The organism is Nonomuraea sp. NEAU-A123 (assembly GCF_018603905.1).
Taxonomy (GTDB): Bacteria; Actinomycetota; Actinomycetes; order Streptosporangiales; family Streptosporangiaceae; genus Nonomuraea.
This window is the reverse complement of the sequence record NZ_JAHFZZ010000017.1, coordinates 118,520-136,824: the sequence shown is the minus strand read 5'-3', so window position 1 is coordinate 136,824 and position 18,305 is coordinate 118,520. Positions and strand designations below refer to the sequence as shown.

Genomic DNA, 18,305 nt, shown 5'->3' with positions numbered 1-18,305 from the left:
CGAAACGTTTCGACAACCGTACAGGCCGGTCATCGGCGGCCGGACACAGGGCCGGAGTGGAATGTCTTCGATACATGACGTGGCCGAGCGGGCGCAGGTGGCGGTCAGCACCGTCTCCGCCGCGCTCAACGGCACCCGCCCGGTGGCGGCGGCGACCAAGCGGCGCATCCAGCAGGCGGCGGCCGAGCTCGGATACCGCCCGAACCTGCTGGCCCAGGGCCTGCAGAGTAAGCGGACGCGCATCCTGGCCCTGCTGTTCCCGGCCCCGCGCAGCGGGTTCGGGCTCACCGAGATGCAGTTCGCGACCGGCGCCGCCGAGGCGGCCAGCGAGCTGGGCTATCACCTGCTGCTCTCCCCCGAGAACGCGGACCCGATCGAGGAGCTGCGCCACCTCACCGGCTTGGGGCTGGTGGACGGCGTCCTGCTGATGGAGGTGGGCCTCGACGACGAGCGGCCGGAGTTCCTGTCGGCGGCCGGGGTCGCGTTCAGCATGATAGGGCGGACTCGCGAGCCCGGCTCGATCGACTACGCCGACATCGATTTCGCGGCGACGGCCAGGGACGCCGTGGCGCACGTGGCCGGGCTGGGGCATCGCAAGCTGGCCTTCTTCAACCTGTCGACCGACACGTACGCGGCCCAGTACGGGCCCGCGATCCGGGCCGAGATCGAGTTCGCCGAGGCCGCCCGCGCGGCCGGGATCGGGTACGTGGACGACTTCCGCCCCGGCTCGGCCGAGGAGGGGCGGAAGGCGTTCGAGGAGCTGGTCGCCGCGCATCCCGACGTGACGGCGCTGGCCGTGATGGACGATCACGCGGCGGTCGGTGTGATCGCCGCCGTGGCGGCGCGCGGCTGGCGGATCCCGGAGGATCTGACGCTGCTGCTGGTGCTGTCGTCGGCGCGGGTCGCCGAGATGTTCCACCCCAGGCTCACCACGCTGGAGCCGCCCAGCGCCGAGCTGGGCCGGCTCGGCGCGCGCATGCTCATCGACCGGCTGCTGGACGACGGCCCACCACAGCAGCGGCTGGTGCCCTGCCGCCTGGTGGTCGGTGACAGCTCCGCACCACCACGCGACGAGCCGCCCCGCGACGGGCCATCACGCGAAGAGAGGACGGCATCGGCATGAGAGCGCGGCTGGGGATGCACACGCTGACCGACGGGCGCGGGCTGCTGTTCGGCGGGGACTACAACCCCGAGCAGTGGCCGGAGGAGGTCTGGGCCGAGGACGTCGAGCTGATGCGGGCGGCCGGGGTCAACCTGGTGACCGTCGGCGTGTTCAGCTGGGCGCGGATCGAGCCGGAGCCGGGCGCGCGGGACTTCGGCTGGCTGGACCGGGTGCTCGACCTGCTCGGCTCGGCCGGGATCGCGGTGGACCTGGCCACGCCGACCGCCTCGCCGCCGCCGTGGCTGGGGCACCGCTGGCCGGAGACGCTGCCGGTCGACGAGTCGGGGCACCGCCTCTGGTACGGCTCGCGCAACCAGTTCTGCCCGTCGTCGCCGGTCTACCGGGAGCGGGCGCTGGCGATCGTGACCGACCTGGCCGACCGGTACGCCGGCCACCCCGCCCTGGCGCTGTGGCACGTGGGCAACGAGTACGGCCAGATCTGCCACTGCGACGAGTCAGCGGCGGCGTTCCGCACCTGGCTCCAGGACCGCCACGGCGACCTGGACGCGCTCAACGAGGCGTGGGGCACCACGTTCTGGAGCCAGCGCTACAGCGACTGGGCCGAGATCATCCCCCCGCGCCATGCCCCGTACATGATCAATCCCACCCAGCGGCTCGACTGGCAGCGCTTCTGCTCCGACGCGCTGCTCGCCCACTACCAGGCCGAACGCGACATCCTGCGCGAGCGCACCCCCGGCACGCCGGTCACCACGAACTTCATGGGCCTGTTCAAGCCGGTGGACTACTGGTCGTGGGCCGGCGAAGAGGACATCGTCTCCAACGACTGGTATCCCGACCCGGCGGACCCGCTCTCCCCCGCGCGGGCGGCGCTCACGCACGACCTGATGCGCGGGCTCGGCCAGGGACGGCCCTGGCTGCTGATGGAGCAGGCCACGAACGGCGTCAACTGGCGCCCGCACAACCTGCCCAAGCCGCCGGGACAGTTCCGGCTCGAATCGCTGCAGGCGGTGGCCCGCGGCGCGGACGGGCTGTGCTACTTCCAGTGGCGGGCCTCGCGCTTCGGCGCCGAGCGCTTCCACGCCGCGATGGTGCCGCACGCGGGCCCGGACACGCGCCTGCACGCCGAGGTCCGCGCGCACGGCCAGGAACTACGCAAGCTCGCCCCCGTGGCGGGCGAGCCGGTGCCGGCGCAGGTGGCGATGGTGTTCGACTGGGCGAGTTGGTGGGCGCTGGAGGAGCGCGGCCGGCCCAGCGACCGCCTCAACGCACCGGACCAGCTCTTGAGCTACTACCTGCCGTTCTGGGAACGCGGCGTGAGCGTGGACCTGGTGCCGCCCTCGGCCGAACTGGGCGGCTATCCGCTGGTCGTGGTGCCGAACCTCTACCTCCTCAGCGATCAGGACGCCGCCGCCCTTACCGCGTACGTACACGGCGGCGGCGTGCTGATGGTCGGGCCGTTCTCCGGGATCGTGGACCCGCGGGCGCACGTGCGTACCGGACGGTTTCCCGCGCCGCTGCGCGAAGTGCTCGGCGCCTCCGGCGAGGAGTGGCTGCCCGCGCCCGAGGACCGGCCCGTGCGCTGCCGGTGGAGCGGCGGCGCCGAGTTCGCCGCGCACACCTGGACCGAGCTGATCGCCGCGGAGGGCGCCGAGGCGGTGGCCGAGTTCGCCGAGGGTGACCTCGCCGGGCACCCCGCCGTGCTGCGGCACCGCGCCGGGCAGGGTGTCGCCTGGTACGTGGCGACCATGCCCGAGCCGGTCGCGCTCGGCGCGCTGGCCGGGCGGATGCTGGCCGACGCGGGCGTGCGCGGGGTCCTGCCCGACCTGCCGCCGGGCGTCGAGGCGGTCCGCCGCGGCGACGTCCTGTTCCTGCTCAACCACGGCACCGCCACGGTACGAATGCCGATCCCCCACGCGGCCGATGACCTGCTGACCGGATCCCCCGTGACGGACCACGTCACGCTCACGCCACGTGCGGTCGCCGCGCTGCGCCCCCGAGTTCAACCCCACTTTGGAGATCCCCTTGCGTAGAAGAACGTTCCTCCTCTCGTCGGCCGCCACGCTGCTCCTGGCCGGTTGCGGCACCGGCGACCCCGGCTCCGACGCGGGCGCCCCGGCTCCCTCCCCCGTCGCCGGGGACGAGAACGCCGCGGCCTCCCTCGTCTTCTGGAGCTGGGCGGAGAACATCCAGCGCGTCGTCGACCTCTGGAACAAGAAGAACCCCACCCAGAAGGTCACCCTCAGCGGGCAGGCCGCCAGCGACGAGCTGATCGCCAAGTTCCTGACCGCGGTCAAGGCGGGCAACGCGCCCGATGTCCTGCAGGCGGAGTACCAGTCGCTGCCGACCCTGATCACCAACAACGCCCTGCAGGACCTGACCAACGTGATCGCCCCGGTCAAGTCCGCCTTCCCCGAAGGCACCTGGAACCTGACCTCCTTCGGCGGCGCCACCTACGCGGTGCCCGCGGACGTCGGCCCGATGATGCTCTTCTACCGCGAGGACCTGTTCGAGAAGCTGGGCCTGGAAGTGCCGAAGACCTGGGAGGAGTTCGGCGCGCTCGCCGAGACGGTCCGGCAGAAGGACGCCAAGCGCTACCTGACCACGTTCTCTCCCGGCGACGCCGGCTGGGTGGCCGGGTTCGCCCAGCAGGCCGGGGCCAACTGGTGGTCCAACGAGAAGGAGGCGTGGAAGGTCGCCATCGACGACCCCGCCACGCGCAAGGTGCTGAGCTTCTGGGGCGGGCTGGTCAACTCGGGCGCGGTGCTCGGCGACCCGATGTACACGCCGCAGTGGAACAGCCAGATGAACGACGGCACCATCATCGCCTGGCCGAGCGCGGTCTGGGGCTCCGGCGTCCTCGCGGGCGTCGCCCCCTCCAGCAAGGGCAAGTGGAAGATGGCCCCGCTGCCGCAGTGGAGCGCGAGCGAGAACGTCACCGGCTTCTGGGGCGGCTCGTCCACCGCGGTGAGCGCGACCTCCAAGCAGAAGCCGCAGGCGGCGAAGTTCGCCAGGTGGCTGAGCACCGACCCCGAAGCACTGAAGGTGCTCGTCGAGATCGGGCTCTATCCGGCCGCCACGCTCGGCCAGACCTCCGGCGGGCTCGACACCGCGCCCGAGTACATGACCGGACAGCCCGACTACTACGAGTCGGCCTCGAAGATCTCGCAGACGGCGCGCGGCTTCGACAGCTGGGGGCCGAACACCAACGTCACCTACGGCCAGTTCGAGGACCAGTTGCCGACCGCGGTCAAGAACAAGGCCGACCTAGCGGCCGTGGCCACGAAGGTGCAGCAGGCGAGCGTCGCCGACCTGAAGAAGCAGGGCTACCAGGTCGTCGGCGGATGACCGGACAGCAAAAGCGGGCGCCGTACCTGATGGCGGCGCCGGCCGTCATCCTGTTCACGGTCTTCATCGTGGTGCCGATCGGGTACGCCATCTGGCTGAGCCTGCACGCCATGCGGGTGCGGGGCGCCGGGTTCGGCATCCGGACCGAGGTGTTCATCGGCCTGGAGAACTACCTGGAGGCGATCCAGGACTCGGCGCTGTACGAGGCGATGCAGCGTATGCTCGGCTACGGCGTGATCATGGTGCCCGCCACCATGGGCCTGGCCCTGCTGTTCGCCCTGCTGCTGGACGCGCCCAGGGTCGGGGGCAAGCGCGCCTCGCGGATCACGATCTTCCTGCCGTACGCGGTGCCGGGCGTCATCGCCAGCCTCCTCTGGGGGTTCATCTACCTGCCGGCGGTCAGCCCGATCAGCGCCGCCCTGGAGGGGGCCGGCCTGCCGGCCGCGGACTTCTTCGGCGACGTGTCGATCTTCTTCTCGGTGGCCAACATCGCCGTGTGGGGCTCGGTCGGGTTCAACATGGTGGTGCTCTACACCACGCTGCGGGCCATCCCCAAGGAGCTGTACGAGGCGGCCCGCATCGACGGCGCCACCGAGTGGCGGATCGCGCTGCGGATCAAGGTGCCGCTCCTGCGCCCGGCGCTCACCATGACCTCGGTCTTCACCCTGATCGGCATGCTGCAGGTCTTCAGCGAGCCGGCCACGCTGCGGCCGATGACCAACGCCATCAGCCAGGACTGGGTGCCCCTGATGCGGATCTACCAGCAGGCGTTCGTGGACAACGACATCTACCTGGGCGCGGCCAGCTCGGTGTTGCTGGCCGGCGCGACGGTGCTGCTGTCACTGGCCGCGCTGGCCGTCTTCAGGACCCGTAGCGCGAGGAGCGATCGATGAGAGCGCCTACCAAGATCGTGCCCACGCTGATCCTGGCGCTCGGCGGCGTGTACGCCCTGCTGCCCCTGCTGTGGGTGGTGATCGCGGCGACGAAGGGCCCGGAGGAGCTGTTCACCACGTTCTCCGGCCGGCCAAGCTTCAACGGCGGCTTCACCGAGAACATCGCCGCGCTGAGCGCGTACGGCAACGGGCGGTTCTGGCTGTGGATGCTCAACAGCCTCATCTACGCCGGCGGCGGCGCGTTCCTGACCGTGGTCGTGTCGGCCGCGTGCGGGTACGCCCTGGCCAAATACCGCTTCGCCGGGCAGCGGCTGATCTTCGGGGCGCTGCTGGCCGGGGTGCTGGTGCCGCAGATCACCCTGGCCATCCCGCAGTACCTGCTGCTGTCGGACATGGGGATGGTCGGCACCTACTGGTCGGTCATCCTGCCCAGCGTCATCAGCCCGTACAGCATCTACCTGTGCCGCATCTACGCCGCCGCGGCCGTGCCGGACGAGATCCTCGAGGCCGGCCGGGTGGACGGGGCGAGCGAGTTCCGGCTGTTGTGGTCGGTCGGCGTGCCGATCATGACGCCGGGGCTGGTGACGGTGTTCCTGCTGCAGTTCATCGGGATCTGGAACAACTTCCTGCTGCCGTACATCATGCTGGCCAACGACGACCGCTTCCCGCTCACCGTGGGGCTCTACTCGCTGCTCAACCGGGGCGCCTCGCAGCCGGCCCTGTACAGCCTGGTGATCAGCGGCTCGCTGTTGTCGATCATCCCGATCATCGCGCTGTTCCTGTTCCTGCAGCGGTTCTGGCGGCTCGATCTCGTGGCCGGCAGCGTCAAGGGCTGACCACTCCACTCACGAACGGATTGTCATGAAGTTCAAAGACGGCTATTGGCGGATGCGTCCCGGGGTGCGGGGCGACTACGCCACCGCGGCCCACGACGTGACCGCGGACGCCGCCTCGCTGCGGGTGCTGGCGCCGACGCGGCCGATCACCCGTCGCGGCAACACCATCGACGGGCCGGTCCTGCGGGTGGACCTGTCGTCCCCCATGCCGGACGTGATCAGGGTCCGTGCGGTGCACTTCGCCGGGTCCGTACCGGCCGCGCCGGTTTTCGAGGTACGGGACGAGGCGCCCGCGGTGAAGATCGTCGTGGACGGCGAGGAGGCGAGCCTGACCAGCGGCGCCCTGACCGTCAAGGTGCGCCGGGACCTGCCGTGGGAGATGTCCTTCAGCGCGGACGGCCGGGAGCTGACCCGCAGCGCCGGCAAGAGCCTGGGCATCATGCACGATGCCGACGAACGGCACTTCATGGTCGAGCAACTTCGGCTGAGCGCCGGGGAGCTGGTGTACGGGCTGGGCGAGCGGTTCGGCGCGCTGGTGCGCAACGGGCAGTCGGTCGACATCTGGAACGACGACGGCGGCACCAGCAGCGAGATGGCCTACAAGAACATTCCCTTCTACCTCACCAACCGCGGTTACGGGGTGTTCGTCAACCATCCCGGACGGGTCTCGTTCGAGGTCGGCTCGGAGACGGTGTCGCGGGTGCAGTTCAGCACCGAGAGCCACGACCTGGAGTACCTGATCATTCACGGGCCGACGCCCGCCGAGATCCTGCGCCGGTACACGGCGTTGACCGGCCGGCCGGCGCTGCCGCCCGCGTGGTCGTTCGGGCTGTGGCTGTCCACGTCGTTCACGACCGACTACGACGAGGCCACCGTGGCGTCGTTCGTGGACGGGATGGCCGAGCGGGGGCTGCCGCTGAGCGTGTTCCATTTCGACTGCTTCTGGATGCGGCAGTTCCGATGGTGTGACTTCGAGTGGGATCCCGAGGTGTTCCCGGATCCTGCGGGGATGATCGCCCGGCTCAAGGAGCGCGGGCTGCGGGTCTGCCTGTGGCTCAATCCGTACATCGGGCAGGCGTCCGCGCTGTTCGACGAGGGGGCGGCGGCCGGTCACCTGCTGCGCCGCGCGGACGGCAGCGTCTGGCAGGACGACCACTGGCAGGCGGGGCGCGCGGTGGTGGACTTCACCTCCCCGGCCGCCCGCGAATGGTACGCGGACAAGCTGCGCGGGCTGCTCGACATGGGGGTGGACGCGTTCAAGACCGACTTCGGCGAGCGCATCCCCACCGACGTGGTCTACGCCGACGGCTCGGACCCCGAGCGGATGCACAACTACTACAGTCTGCTCTACAACCAGACCGTGCACGACGTACTGGCCGAGCGGCGGGGCGCGGGCGAGGCCGTGCTGTTCGCGCGGGCGGCCACGGTCGGCGGGCAGCGGCTGCCGGTGCACTGGGGCGGCGACTGCGAGTCGACGTTCGAGGCGATGGCGGAGAGCCTGCGCGGCGGGCTGTCGCTGGGCCTGGCCGGGTTCGGGTTCTGGAGCCACGACATCGGCGGGTTCGAGGGGCGGCCGGATCCGGCGGTCTTCAAGCGCTGGGTCGCGTTCGGGCTGCTGTCGTCGCACAGCCGGTTGCACGGGAGCGGGTCGTATCGGGTGCCGTGGCTGTTCGACGAGGAGTCGGTCGACGTGCTGCGCTCCTTCACCCGGTGGAAGCTGCGGCTGATGCCCTATCTGTACGGTGCCGCCGTCCAGGCCACCCATGAGGGCCTGCCGATGATGCGGGCGATGCACCTGGAGTTCCCCGGCGACCGGGCCTGCGACCACCTGGACGCCCAGTACATGCTCGGGCCCGATCTGCTGGTGGCTCCAGTGCTGTCGGCGGATGGTGATATTTCCTACTACGTGCCAGACGGTGTGTGGACCAGGCTGCTCGACGGCGAGACCGTCACCGGGCCCGGCTGGCGTACCGAGCGGCACGGGTTCGACAGCCTGCCGCTGCTGGTACGGCCGGGAGCGGTGCTGGCGACGGGCGCCCGCGCGGACCGGCCCGACTACGACTACGCCGACGGCGTCACCCTGACCGCCTACCAGCTCGCCGACGGCGCGTCCCGCACCGTCACCGTGCCCGCCGTGGACGGCGGCGCCGGGGCCGTGTTCGAGGTGTCCCGCTCGGGCGACCGCGTCCACGCCCGCCGCCTCCAGGGCGCGCCCGCCCCCTGGAACCTGCGGTACGCGGGCGTCGACGGCGCCGCGGCCCCCGGCATCGACCACATCGAGATCACCCTCAGCTCCAAGGAGTGACATGCCCACCTTCCCCGAGAACTTCCTGTGGGGCACCGCCACCGCCGCCTACCAGGTCGAAGGCGCCTGGGACGAGGACGGCCGCGGCCCCTCCATCTGGGACACCTTCTCCCACACGCCCGGTCTCGTGACCAACGGCGACACCGGCGACCTGGCGTGCGACCATTACCACCGGCTGGAGGAGGACCTGGACCTCCTCGCCGGCCTGGGCGTCGGCGCCTACCGGTTCTCCATCTCCTGGCCGCGCGTGCAGCCCGGCGGTCGCGGGCCCGTCAACCGGCCCGGCCTCGACTTCTACTCGCGTCTGGTCGACGGGCTGCTGACCAGGGACATCGCCCCGGTGGCCACCCTCTACCACTGGGACCTGCCGCAGGAGTTAGAGGACGCGGGCGGCTGGCCGCACCGTGACACCGCGCTGCGCTTCGCCGACTACGCCAAGCTCATGGGCGAGGCGCTCGGCGACCGCGTCCACACCTGGATCACCCTGAACGAGCCGTGGTGCTCGGCCTACCTCGGCTACGCCTCCGGCGTACACGCGCCGGCCAGGACCGACCCCGCCGCCGCCCTGGCCGCCGTGCACCACCTGAACCTCGGCCACGGCCTGGCCGTCCAGGCCCTGCGCTCGGTCGCCGACCCGGCCGCGCGGATGTCGGTCACGCTCAACCTGCACCAGGTGCGCGGCGTGTCCGAGCGCGACGCCGACGCGGTACGCCGCGCGGACGGCCTGGCCAACCGGGCCTTCCTCGGCCCGATGCTGGCGGGCGCCTACCCGCGCGACCTCATCGCCGACACCGCCTCGGTGACCGACTGGTCGTTCGTCCGCGACGGTGACGAGGCCGCCGCGTGCCAGCCGCTGGACATGCTCGGCGTCAACTACTACAACCCCGTCCTGGTACGCCAGTGGGACGGGGTCAGTTCACGGGAGACCGCGGACGGTCACGCCGACGGCGCCGCCTCCCCGTGGATCGCCTGTGAGGACATCGAGTTCGTCCGCCAGCCCGGCCCGTACACCGAGATGGGCTGGAACATCGACGAGACCGGCCTGACCGAGCTGCTCCTGCGCCTGCACCGCGACCACCCCGGCCTGCCCATGATGATCACCGAGAACGGCGCCGCGTTCGCCGACGTCGTGGACGGCGACGGCCGGATCAGGGACGAGCGGCGCGTCGACTACCTGCACCGCCACCTGACGGCCGTCACCGAGGCGATCGCCGGCGGGGCCGACGTGCGCGGGTACTTCGTGTGGTCGCTGATGGACAACTTCGAGTGGGCGCACGGCTATGCCAAGCGGTTCGGCATCGTCCGCGTGGACCGCGACACGATGGAGCGCACCTGGAAGGACAGCGCGTACTGGTACCGCGACGTGGTCGCCTCGGGCAAGCTGCCGGTGCGCTGAGCCCGGTTCACTCCCCGGGCGAAGGGACGCTGAGCGCGAGGATGGCGGTGTCGTCGTCCAGACCGGTGCCGAAGCCTTCGAGCAGGCCGGCCAGGGCGGCGACGGCCGCGCTCGCGGTGGTGGGGGCGAGGCGCGTGGCGAAGGCGTGCAGTGCTTCGTCTCCGAAGCGGCCGTCGGGGGTGCCGGTGGCGCCGGTACGGGCCTCGGTCAAGCCGTCGGTGTACAGCAGCAGCGTGTCACCCGGTCCCAGGTGAATCGCTCTGGAGGTGAACGTGGCGCTGGGCAGGATGCCGATGAGCAGGCCGTTCGGGGTGGGCTGGTAGTCGGCGGTGCCGTCGGCGCGCAGCAGCAGGCACGGAGGGTGGCCGCCGCTGGCCAGCGTGATGGAGAAGCCGTCACCGTCAGGGGCGAGAATGCCGAAGATCGCGGTGCAGTAGCGGGGGTCGTCACCGTGGTATTCCTGGTGCAGGGCGGCGTTGAGGGTGTCCAGTACGGTCACCGGGTCGGAGTCGTAGACCGCGGCCGCGCGCAGGGTGTAGCGGATCAGCGAGGTCACCGTCGCGGCACCGGCGCCTTTGCCGCACACGTCCCCCAGGAAGAAGCCCCACCGCGCGGAGGTCAGCGGGAACAGGTCGTAGAAGTCGCCGCCGACCTCGTCGCGGGAGGCGATGTGGTAGTGGGCGGCGGCCCGCAGGCCGGGCACCTGCGGCAGCGAGGACGGCAACAGGCTGTGCTGCAAGGTCCTGACCAGGCGCTGGAGCCGTTCGCGGTCGAGCTCGGCCTCCTGACGGGCCCGCAGCAGCTCGCGTTCGTAGGCGCGGCGGTCGGAGGCGTCGAAGATCGTGGTGCGGATGAGCTGGGGCCGTCCGTCGGCGCCGGACTTGACCTTGGAGGTGACCAGCACCGGCAGCCTGCTGCCGTCGGCGGTCCGCAGCTCCAGGGCCACGCCGCCGACCTCGCCCTGCAGCCTGAGCAGCGGCGCGAAATGGGTCTCGTGGTACAGCCGGCCGCCGACGGTGAGCAGGTCGGAGAAGGCTCGGCGGCCGACGAGTTCCTCTCGGGTGTAGCCGAGCCAGCCCAGCAGGGTGGCGTTGACCTTGGCGATCTGGCCGTCCAGGAGCGTGGACAGGTAGCCGCAGGGCGCGTTCTCGTACAGGTCCTCGGCGCTGTCCTCCAGCAGCGAGGAGAACACCACCACCTCCCTCCGACCGCCGTGCCCGGGCGCGTTCATCACCGAGCGGCGAAGGAGGCGATCGCCTCGATAGTGACCTCCGGGGCGCTCAGCTGCGGGCAGTGACCGGTCGCGGGCAGCGTGACGAGCCGGCTCCCCTCGATCTGGGCGTGAACGAACGCGCCGACCTCGCGGGGCGCGATCACGTCCTCCACACACTCGACCACCAGCGTCGGCACACTCACCTTGGCCAGCTCGGCCCGGTGATCCGACAGGAACGTCACCCGGGCGAACGACCGCGCGATCAGCGGATCGGTACGGCAGAAGCTGTTGGTCAGTTCCTCACCCAGCTCGGGACGGTCCGGATTGCCCATGATCACCGGCGCCATCGCCGCGGACCAGCCCAGATAGTTGCTGTCCAGCGACTCCAGCAGCTCATCGATGTCGGCCCGGCTGAACCCGCCCCGGTAACCCTCGTCGTCGATGTAGCAGGGCGAGGGGACCAGCAGCACCAGCTTGGCGAACCGCTGTGGCTCCTGGATCGCCGCGAGCACGCCCATCATCGCGCTGACCGAGTGGCCCACGAAGACCACGTCCGAGAGGTCCAGCTCCCGGCAGATCCGCAGGATGTCCTCGGCATAGTCGTCCAGCGTGGCGTAGCGCTCCGGCCGCCAGGCCGACAGATCGGACCGGCCCGCCCCCACGTGATCGAACAGCACCACCCGGAAGTCGCGGGCCAACTCCGGCGCCACCAGACGCCACAGGTTCTGGTCGCAGCCGAACCCGTGGGCCAACATCACCGTCGGCCCGTCCGTACGGCCGCTCACCACCACATGGTTCCTGGCTCCGATATCCCCCATTTCCGTCACCCTTCCGCCGGCAGGAGAACACTCGCTGGAAACCCCTTGCCCCCGGTAGTGACTTTTCACATCAAACCGGGGGCAAGTTACGCTCCCTGACTATCTACCGTGGCTAAGCCGGGAAATCCCTCGGGTTGATGGAGCTGGTCCGCGCGTTGCCTCCCCTGACCGGGTTGAGGGTCAGGGTCCAGATGCTCGCCGAGGTAGCGGTCGTGGCGAACTTCAGCCGATCGTTGAACCGCTGGTAAACGGCGTTCCGGCCGAACCTGCCCTTCGACGTGCTGAACCGGGAGCCGGTGGTGAAGTAGACCCGGTACGTCCCGTCCCTGACGTCCTTGACGCTGGCGGTGGATCTGGCGCGAACGTAGATGCTGACCGCCTTGGCCTTGCCCTTGACCAGCGTGACGACGCCGTCCCTGGAGGTGCCGTTCTTGATCTTGAGAGTGCCCAGCCCGCCACCGAGGCGGTGGTAGAGGATCTTGCCGTTACGGGGACGCGCCGCAGCGGCCGTCTGCGACACCGAATCGACAGTACGCTCACCGGCCACGGCAACGGCGGGGGTGGCGGCCAGCAGTCCACCGGCCAGCGCGACGGCCGCGACACCGGCACGTAACGGGGTTCCTTCGAGAAGTCTCTTCACAGTGAACATCTCCTTCGGAGGCCTACGGTCAGACCGAACATAGAAGAACCCGGCCCGATCGCCTAGGTGCGTTCGCGCTGTCAAGATCGCCACATGCTGCGATTAGTGATGACGCTCCTGGCCGGGATAGTGCTCCTCGGCGGCAGCCGACTCCCGTTCGAACCGCGTACGTTCGAAGACCACGCCGCACAAGCCGTCGGGACCTGGCGGACCAGCGGTGCCGCGGAGATCTGGCACAAGGGTTTCGTCCCGGTCGAGGACCTGAGCGCGATACCGCCGAAGGTGCTCAAGCAGATCCAGCACGATGAGGAGTACGGCTGGGTGGTGGCCGGCCCGCTCCCCGCTCCGCCGGCCGGCGCGCAGATCCGCTGGGACGACGGGTCCACGATGCGGGTCCCCGTGATCACAGCGCGAGAGGCGCTGCTGGCTGTGTCTCCCTGGCCTGAGGAGTACACCTTTCCCGAAGGGGAGGCGTATAAGCTGACCAGCGCCACCTACACGAGGATGCGGCTGAAAACCCTGCGCGGCATGGCGACCGTGCCCGCGTGGCGGCTGTACTTCTCGAACCTGCCCGGCCCGATCGACCGCGTCGCTGTCGATCAGAAAGCGGTCGGTACCGTCAAAGCCGCCGTCGGCGACCAATTGCCAGGCAGCATCAGAGACTTCGAAGTGCTCGACGAACGCACGCTGCTGGTCAGCTACGACTACGGCTCCTGCGACGGCGAACCGCTCGACGTCCGCCTACGACTCCGCGAGGAGCCGGACCTGGTGGTCCTGGGGATCGACGTCCACGGCGACGCCGGTGGCATATGCGGGGGGGTCGGCATGTCCGGCAAGGACGTGATCAGGCTCCACGGGCCGCTGGGGGATCGCGTGGTGTTGGACGCGGTAAGCAGGCTCCCCGTCCTGTGCGATCGTGCGCTGAACGCGTGCCGTTCTGGAAACGGATGACGTCGGTCTTTGACGGCCATGGCGAATCAGCCGCCCAAAGCCTTGAGCGTGGCCGTGCCCCCGGGATCGCGGTCCGTGCTCACCGGTACCAAAGCGACCTCGTCCACCCCGGCCTCGGCGTACCACAGCCCAAGTGCTGCTCGCCGCGGCGGGGGTCAAAGCCAGAAGATCACCAGCACGACGAGGCCGAGGCCCAATGCCATAAAGGCCGACGTTCTGGGGTCGCGGGCGGCCTCCCGGTACGAGGAGATCACCAGCACGACACCCATGGCCAGCGCCGCCAGCAGGTGCAGGCCGTACCACAGGGGAATGGGAAGTTTCCCCAGGACGGTCCCGGCCAGCAGGTCGTCAACGGATCCGTAGCCGGCGAGGCCGCCCAGCAACCCCAGGCCCAGGCCCAGCAGCGCGAGCGTGTACCGGAACCGGCCGAGCAGAGCCCAGACGACGGCTCCCATCACCAGCAGAACCGAGGATTCGTGGTGCAGTTGCCGCATGAGCACACCGCCACGCACCTCGAAACTGGTCCTCAGGGCGGACTCGTAGGCTTCGCTCATCATGACGCCTCGGAGCGGCGCGTAGCTGCCGTCGTACATCGCCGTCTGGCCACTGGGCGTGTAGAAGAAGGCCAGGAATCCGCCGGTGAGCAGGACCACCACAAAACAGTAGACGAGCATCTCGCCCACCAACTGCCGCGCTCGCTCCATTCGGCATATTTCACCATAAGAACGGAGCGGCGGGGATGCGGCGATGGCATCCCCGCCTAGACCGTTCAGTTCACGCGTCGGAGTTCTGGGCGTTCAGTTCGGCGTCCCGCTTCACTCGCTGGATCTGCGCGTCCGTGACGACGAGGTCACCGAACTGCTTGACCGCCTGGTAGTACGTCCAGGCAAGGCCGTCGCAGGTGGACTTGGAGAGTCCCGAGTATCCGGCGCACACTTGCTTCATATCGAAATAGAATGCGCTGTCGATGCGATCCTTGTTCGCCGGGAATTGGCTCACGGCCTTGTAGTTTCGATAACCGAAATCGTGTCGCCGACAGGGCATCCGGAAATCGAAGCCGAGTGGCTGGTCGGGGCTGCTTGAGCACAGGTCGGTGGACCAGTCGAAGGCGTAGTCGGCCCATGCCGCCTGGTCCTGCCAGGCGGCCCGCCAGGAGGCGGCGCTGGGGGCGGTGGGCTGGGAGAATCCGGAAAGCGCGGCGAGTTTCTGCTCCAGAGTCACCGCGTAGGCTGGTAGTGCGAATCCGAGGACGGCGATCAGGGAGAGGGCGACGGAGGCTAACGGCACGAGGGATCGTCTGACCATGAGGACCTGCTTCTCTTGCCCGGGGCCGGAAACGGCAAGGTTCACCTGACGGTCTAACGATGAAGCGAGATGCCGCCTGAAGCAGAAGCAGATCTTGCTTAATTTCCTCGGTAATGTTCGCCGACAACGGACCTTTACATCGAGTCGATATTCTGCAAAGGCTCAATCAGGTCCACCGGCGGGGGTCGTTCGCAGGTGCTCGTGATGTTCACCGCCGCGCCTGAGTGTGCCGAGGCCAGCAGCGACTCCATGACGTCGAGCACGTGGTACGCCAGCGTTCCACTCGTACGAGGCTCCTCGCCCACGGGGGTCGCCGCGAAGTCGGCCAGGCCCACTCCGCGCCCGGCCCCGACGTAGCCGGCCGCCGCCGGAAGCGTCTGCCAGCCGTCCCGCACCTCCGAGAACAGGACGGATCCATCGAAATAGTTGGGGTCGGGGACGACGAGCGAGCCCGCCTCGCCGTGTACTTCGATGTTGGGCGCCTTGGTCGCCGTCCCGTCGAAGCTCATCACCAGCGTGGACAGCGCTCCCGAGGTGTGGACGAGCACTCCGGTGACGTGCGTGTCCACCGTCACCGGGATCTCCTCGCCCTGGCGGGGGCCCGAGCTGATGGTGCGCTTTGCCCGCGTGCGGCTGGCGGCGCCGATGACCGTCGCCACCGGCCCGAGCAGCGTCACCAGGCTGGTGATGTAGTAGGGGCCCATGTCCAGGAGCGGGCCGCCGCCGGGGGCGTAGTAGAAGTCGGGGTTCGGATGCCAGCGTTCGTGGCCGGGCGTCATCATCGTCGCGGTCGCCGCGACGGGTCTGCCGATCAGGCCGTCGTCGATCGCCTTGCGCGCCGTCTGCGTACCGGTGCCCAATACGGTGTCCGGCGCGCACCCCACGCGGACCTGAGCGGCATCGGCCGCCCGCAGCATCCCCGCGGCCTCCGCGGCGGTCGCGGCAAGGGGCTTCTCGCAGTAGACGTCCTTGCCGGCCGCGATGGCCTGGAGCGCGATCTCGGCGTGGGCGGCGGGAATGGTGAGGTTGAGCACGACGCCGACACGCGGGTCCGCCATCAGCTCCGCCACGCTCAGCACGTCGACCCCCGCATACGGCCGCACCGCCTCCCGTGCCCGGTCAAGGTCCAGGTCGGCCACGGCCACCAGCCGCAACTGCGGCAGCCGGTCGATGGTCTGGAAATACTGCGCCGAGATGGCACCGCACCCCACGATGCCCACGTTCACCGGCTGGCCCACAGCATGCCCCTTTCGATGATGGTGCGCACGTTCTCGTCCTGCAGGACGTCGAGGCTGTGTCCCGGGGTCGCGACGAAGATCCGCCCGCTCCCCCATTGCCGGGTCCAGATCGCCGGCGAGGTGACCTCCCGATGCCAGGGGTCCCAGGGGCGGACCTTCTGCGTCGTGGTCGCCAGCACGTCGATGTAGTCGTCCGTCAGCACCCAGTACTGCTCGGTCACCAGGCCGAAGTCCGCGATGCCCTCCGTGATGGAGTGATCGCCCGCCTCGGGGAGCAGGTTCACGGTGTACGGCACGAAGTTGTCGGCCTGCGAGCCTTCCCGCTCGGCCGGATCCTTGCCCGGATGGCAGGCGAACTGCCCGCCGATGAGATGCAGATAGTCGGAGGAGTTGCGGAAGGAGTCGGCGATGCCACCGTGCCAGCCCGCCATCCCGGTGCCCGACTCGATCGCGGCTCGCAGGCCGTTGAGCTCCGCCGGCTCGATCGTGCCCATCGTGTAGCACTGCACGATGAGATCGACGTCGGCCATGAACCCGGAATCCGCGTACGGCGCCGGCGAATCCGCCCGGTGCACCTCGAACCCCTGCTTCTCCAGGAAGGGAACAAACAGCTCAGTGGCCGCGACCGGAGCGTGCCCTTCCCAGCCGCCCCTCACTACCAGAGCCTTCCGGCCGTGATCGTCCGTCATGCTTTCACCCATCCGCTCGGCAATGGACGACTCTGATCATCGCATTCCACCCCAAACCTCCTAAAGGGAGGTCGTGAGCACCCGCCAGCAGTCCGAAAGTTTCAAGCTTTGATACCTCGCCGACGGAGCTTTCCCAGGTCACTTGCCTGCCCAATCCTACGGCTCACGTGGACTCTTGCCGATCGAAATATTTTTGCAAATACTCCGAATATTTCGGGCCGCATCGAGAGAACGGGAAGCGGATGAGGATAACCACCAGGGTGCTCGGCGCCTCGATCGCCGCCGCGATGTTCATCATCGCCTGGCTGACCATGGCCTCGCCGGCGTCGCCGGCCTCGCTCACCGAGGTGACCAACTTCGGCACCAACCCCAGCGGCCTGCGCATGCACCTGTACGTGCCGAACAACGTCGCGGCCCGGCCGCCGATTCTGGTGGCCGTGCACTACTGCACGGGCTCCGGGCCCGCCTTCTACTCCGGCACCGAGTTCGCCTCACTGGCCGACAGGTACGGATTTATCGTCATCTACCCCTCCGCGACCAGGAGCGGAGCCTGCTTCGACGTCTCCTCGCCGCAGGCGCTCAAGCACGACGGCGGCAGCGACCCGGTGGGGATCGTGTCCATGGTCAAGTACGTCGAGCAGCACAACAACGGCGACCCCGCCCAGGTCTACGTGACCGGCGCGTCCTCGGGCGGCATGATGACGAACGTGCTGCTGGGCGACTACCCCGACGTCTTCAAGGCCGGGGCGGCGTTCATGGGAGTGCCGTTCGGCTGCTTCGCCACCACCGACGGCTCCGGCTGGAACAGCGCCTGCGCCAACGGCACCATCATCAAGACCCCGCAGGAGTGGGGTGACCTGGTGCGCGGGGCCTTCCCCGGCTACACCGGAGCGCGTCCGCGCATGCAACTGTGGCACGGCACCGAAGACGCCACGCTCCGCTACCCGAACTTCCAGGAAGAGATCAAGCAGTGGACCAACGTCCACGGGCTCAGCCAGACCCCCACCTTCACCGACCACCCGCAGTCGACCTGGACCCGGACCCGTTACGGCGGCACCGGCACCAACGTCGCCGTCGAGGGCGTCAGCCTCCAGGGCATCGGGCACAGCCTTCCGCAGGGCGGCATGGCCGCGTCCGTCATCCAGTTCTTCGGCCTGGACAGCGGATCCCCCGGCTCGCCGGCACCGACGCCGACGCCGACTCCAACGCCGGGCGGGGCCTGCCGAGTCACCTACACCATGAACACCTGGAACACCGGATTCACCGCGGCCGTCACCATCACCAACACCAGCGCGTCCCCGATCAACACCTGGGCCCTGACCTTCACCCTCCCCAGCGGCCAGACGGTCACCTCCGCCTGGAACGCCACCATCTCCCCCACGAGCGGCCAGGTCACCGCCAGGAACGTCAGCTACAACGGCACCATCGCGGCCGGGGCCTCCACCAACTTCGGCTTCCAGGCCACCCACAGCGGCAACACCGGCAAACCCACCGCCTTCACCCTCGGCGGCACGACCTGCACCATCGCCTGACGTAGTGCGGAGCCGACGGCG

At 69.4% G+C, this 18,305-nt stretch carries 16 protein-coding genes; 9 read left to right on the top strand and 7 right to left on the bottom strand.

What is annotated here, in order from left to right; genetic code table 11:
• The first annotated feature begins 61 nt into the window (after positions 1–61).
• The 7 genes from KLK06_RS40950 to KLK06_RS40920 are packed head-to-tail and all read left to right on the top strand — an operon-like array spanning position 62 to position 9,898.
• Positions 62–1,123 (top strand): LacI family DNA-binding transcriptional regulator, encoded by a 1,062-nt coding sequence (locus KLK06_RS40950; RefSeq protein ID WP_214641067.1) that lies wholly within the window; start codon positions 62–64, stop codon positions 1,121–1,123.
• Positions 1,120–3,153, top strand: coding sequence for a beta-galactosidase (locus KLK06_RS40945; RefSeq protein WP_214641066.1), 2,034 nt, complete (start codon positions 1,120–1,122; stop codon positions 3,151–3,153). Before KLK06_RS40950 ends, KLK06_RS40945 begins: the two co-directional genes overlap by 4 nt.
• Positions 3,146–4,468, top strand: coding sequence for an ABC transporter substrate-binding protein (locus KLK06_RS40940; RefSeq protein ID WP_250906786.1), 1,323 nt, complete (start codon positions 3,146–3,148; stop codon positions 4,466–4,468). Before KLK06_RS40945 ends, KLK06_RS40940 begins: the two co-directional genes overlap by 8 nt.
• Entirely contained in the window at positions 4,465–5,361 is an 897-nt protein-coding gene (locus tag KLK06_RS40935) for a carbohydrate ABC transporter permease (RefSeq protein WP_214641065.1), read from the top strand. The genes KLK06_RS40940 and KLK06_RS40935 overlap by 4 nt, the downstream gene beginning before the upstream one ends.
• Positions 5,358–6,197 carry a carbohydrate ABC transporter permease gene (locus tag KLK06_RS40930; protein WP_214641064.1) on the top strand — a complete coding sequence of 280 codons (840 nt, stop codon included), beginning with the start codon at positions 5,358–5,360 and terminating at the stop codon, positions 6,195–6,197. Before KLK06_RS40935 ends, KLK06_RS40930 begins: the two co-directional genes overlap by 4 nt.
• Before the next feature lie 25 nt (positions 6,198–6,222).
• Entirely contained in the window at positions 6,223–8,502 is a 2,280-nt protein-coding gene (gene yicI / locus KLK06_RS40925; RefSeq protein ID WP_214641063.1) for an alpha-xylosidase, read from the top strand.
• Between the two features lies 1 nt (position 8,503).
• On the top strand, positions 8,504–9,898 hold the full coding sequence (locus KLK06_RS40920) for a GH1 family beta-glucosidase (RefSeq protein ID WP_214641062.1): 1,395 nt from the start codon (positions 8,504–8,506) through the stop codon (positions 9,896–9,898).
• Between the two features lie 7 nt (positions 9,899–9,905).
• Here the strand turns inward: KLK06_RS40920 and KLK06_RS40915 are convergent, their stop codons facing one another.
• From KLK06_RS40915 to KLK06_RS40905, 3 genes are all read right to left on the bottom strand, one after another.
• Positions 9,906–11,090, bottom strand: coding sequence for a SpoIIE family protein phosphatase (locus KLK06_RS40915; protein ID WP_308168684.1), 1,185 nt, complete (start codon positions 11,088–11,090; stop codon positions 9,906–9,908).
• A gap of 38 nt (positions 11,091–11,128) precedes the next feature.
• Positions 11,129–11,929 carry an alpha/beta fold hydrolase gene (locus KLK06_RS40910; protein ID WP_214641060.1) on the bottom strand — a complete coding sequence of 267 codons (801 nt, stop codon included), beginning with the start codon at positions 11,927–11,929 and terminating at the stop codon, positions 11,129–11,131.
• A 112-nt stretch (positions 11,930–12,041) separates the two neighbouring features.
• The gene (locus KLK06_RS40905) at positions 12,042–12,569 is read right to left on the bottom strand and encodes a hypothetical protein (RefSeq protein ID WP_214641059.1); all 528 of its coding nucleotides are present in this window, start codon (positions 12,567–12,569) and stop codon (positions 12,042–12,044) included.
• A gap of 93 nt (positions 12,570–12,662) precedes the next feature.
• On the opposite strand from KLK06_RS40905, the gene KLK06_RS40900 reads away from it, so the two are divergent.
• Entirely contained in the window at positions 12,663–13,520 is an 858-nt protein-coding gene (locus KLK06_RS40900; RefSeq protein ID WP_214641058.1) for a hypothetical protein, read from the top strand.
• Positions 13,521–13,675: 155 nt separating this feature from the next.
• Here KLK06_RS40900 and KLK06_RS40895 read toward each other — a convergent pair whose 3' ends face one another.
• The 4 genes from KLK06_RS40895 to KLK06_RS40880 all read right to left on the bottom strand — a co-directional run bounded on the left by KLK06_RS40895 (position 13,676) and on the right by KLK06_RS40880 (position 16,752).
• The gene (locus tag KLK06_RS40895; protein ID WP_214641057.1) at positions 13,676–14,224 is read right to left on the bottom strand and encodes a hypothetical protein; all 549 of its coding nucleotides are present in this window, start codon (positions 14,222–14,224) and stop codon (positions 13,676–13,678) included.
• Between the two features lie 70 nt (positions 14,225–14,294).
• Complete coding sequence (locus KLK06_RS40890) at positions 14,295–14,825, bottom strand: phospholipase (RefSeq protein WP_214641056.1); 531 nt, start codon at positions 14,823–14,825, stop codon at positions 14,295–14,297.
• A gap of 134 nt (positions 14,826–14,959) precedes the next feature.
• Positions 14,960–16,063, bottom strand: a complete 1,104-nt coding sequence (locus KLK06_RS40885) for a Gfo/Idh/MocA family protein (RefSeq protein ID WP_214641055.1) — start codon at positions 16,061–16,063, stop codon at positions 14,960–14,962.
• The gene (locus tag KLK06_RS40880) at positions 16,048–16,752 is read right to left on the bottom strand and encodes a ThuA domain-containing protein (protein ID WP_214641054.1); all 705 of its coding nucleotides are present in this window, start codon (positions 16,750–16,752) and stop codon (positions 16,048–16,050) included. Before KLK06_RS40880 ends, KLK06_RS40885 begins: the two co-directional genes overlap by 16 nt.
• A 242-nt stretch (positions 16,753–16,994) precedes the next feature.
• On the opposite strand from KLK06_RS40880, the gene KLK06_RS40875 reads away from it, so the two are divergent.
• A complete protein-coding gene (locus KLK06_RS40875) occupies positions 16,995–18,284 on the top strand; it encodes a PHB depolymerase family esterase (RefSeq protein ID WP_214641053.1) in 1,290 nt (429 codons plus the stop codon).
• Positions 18,285–18,305: the final 21 nt, after the last annotated feature.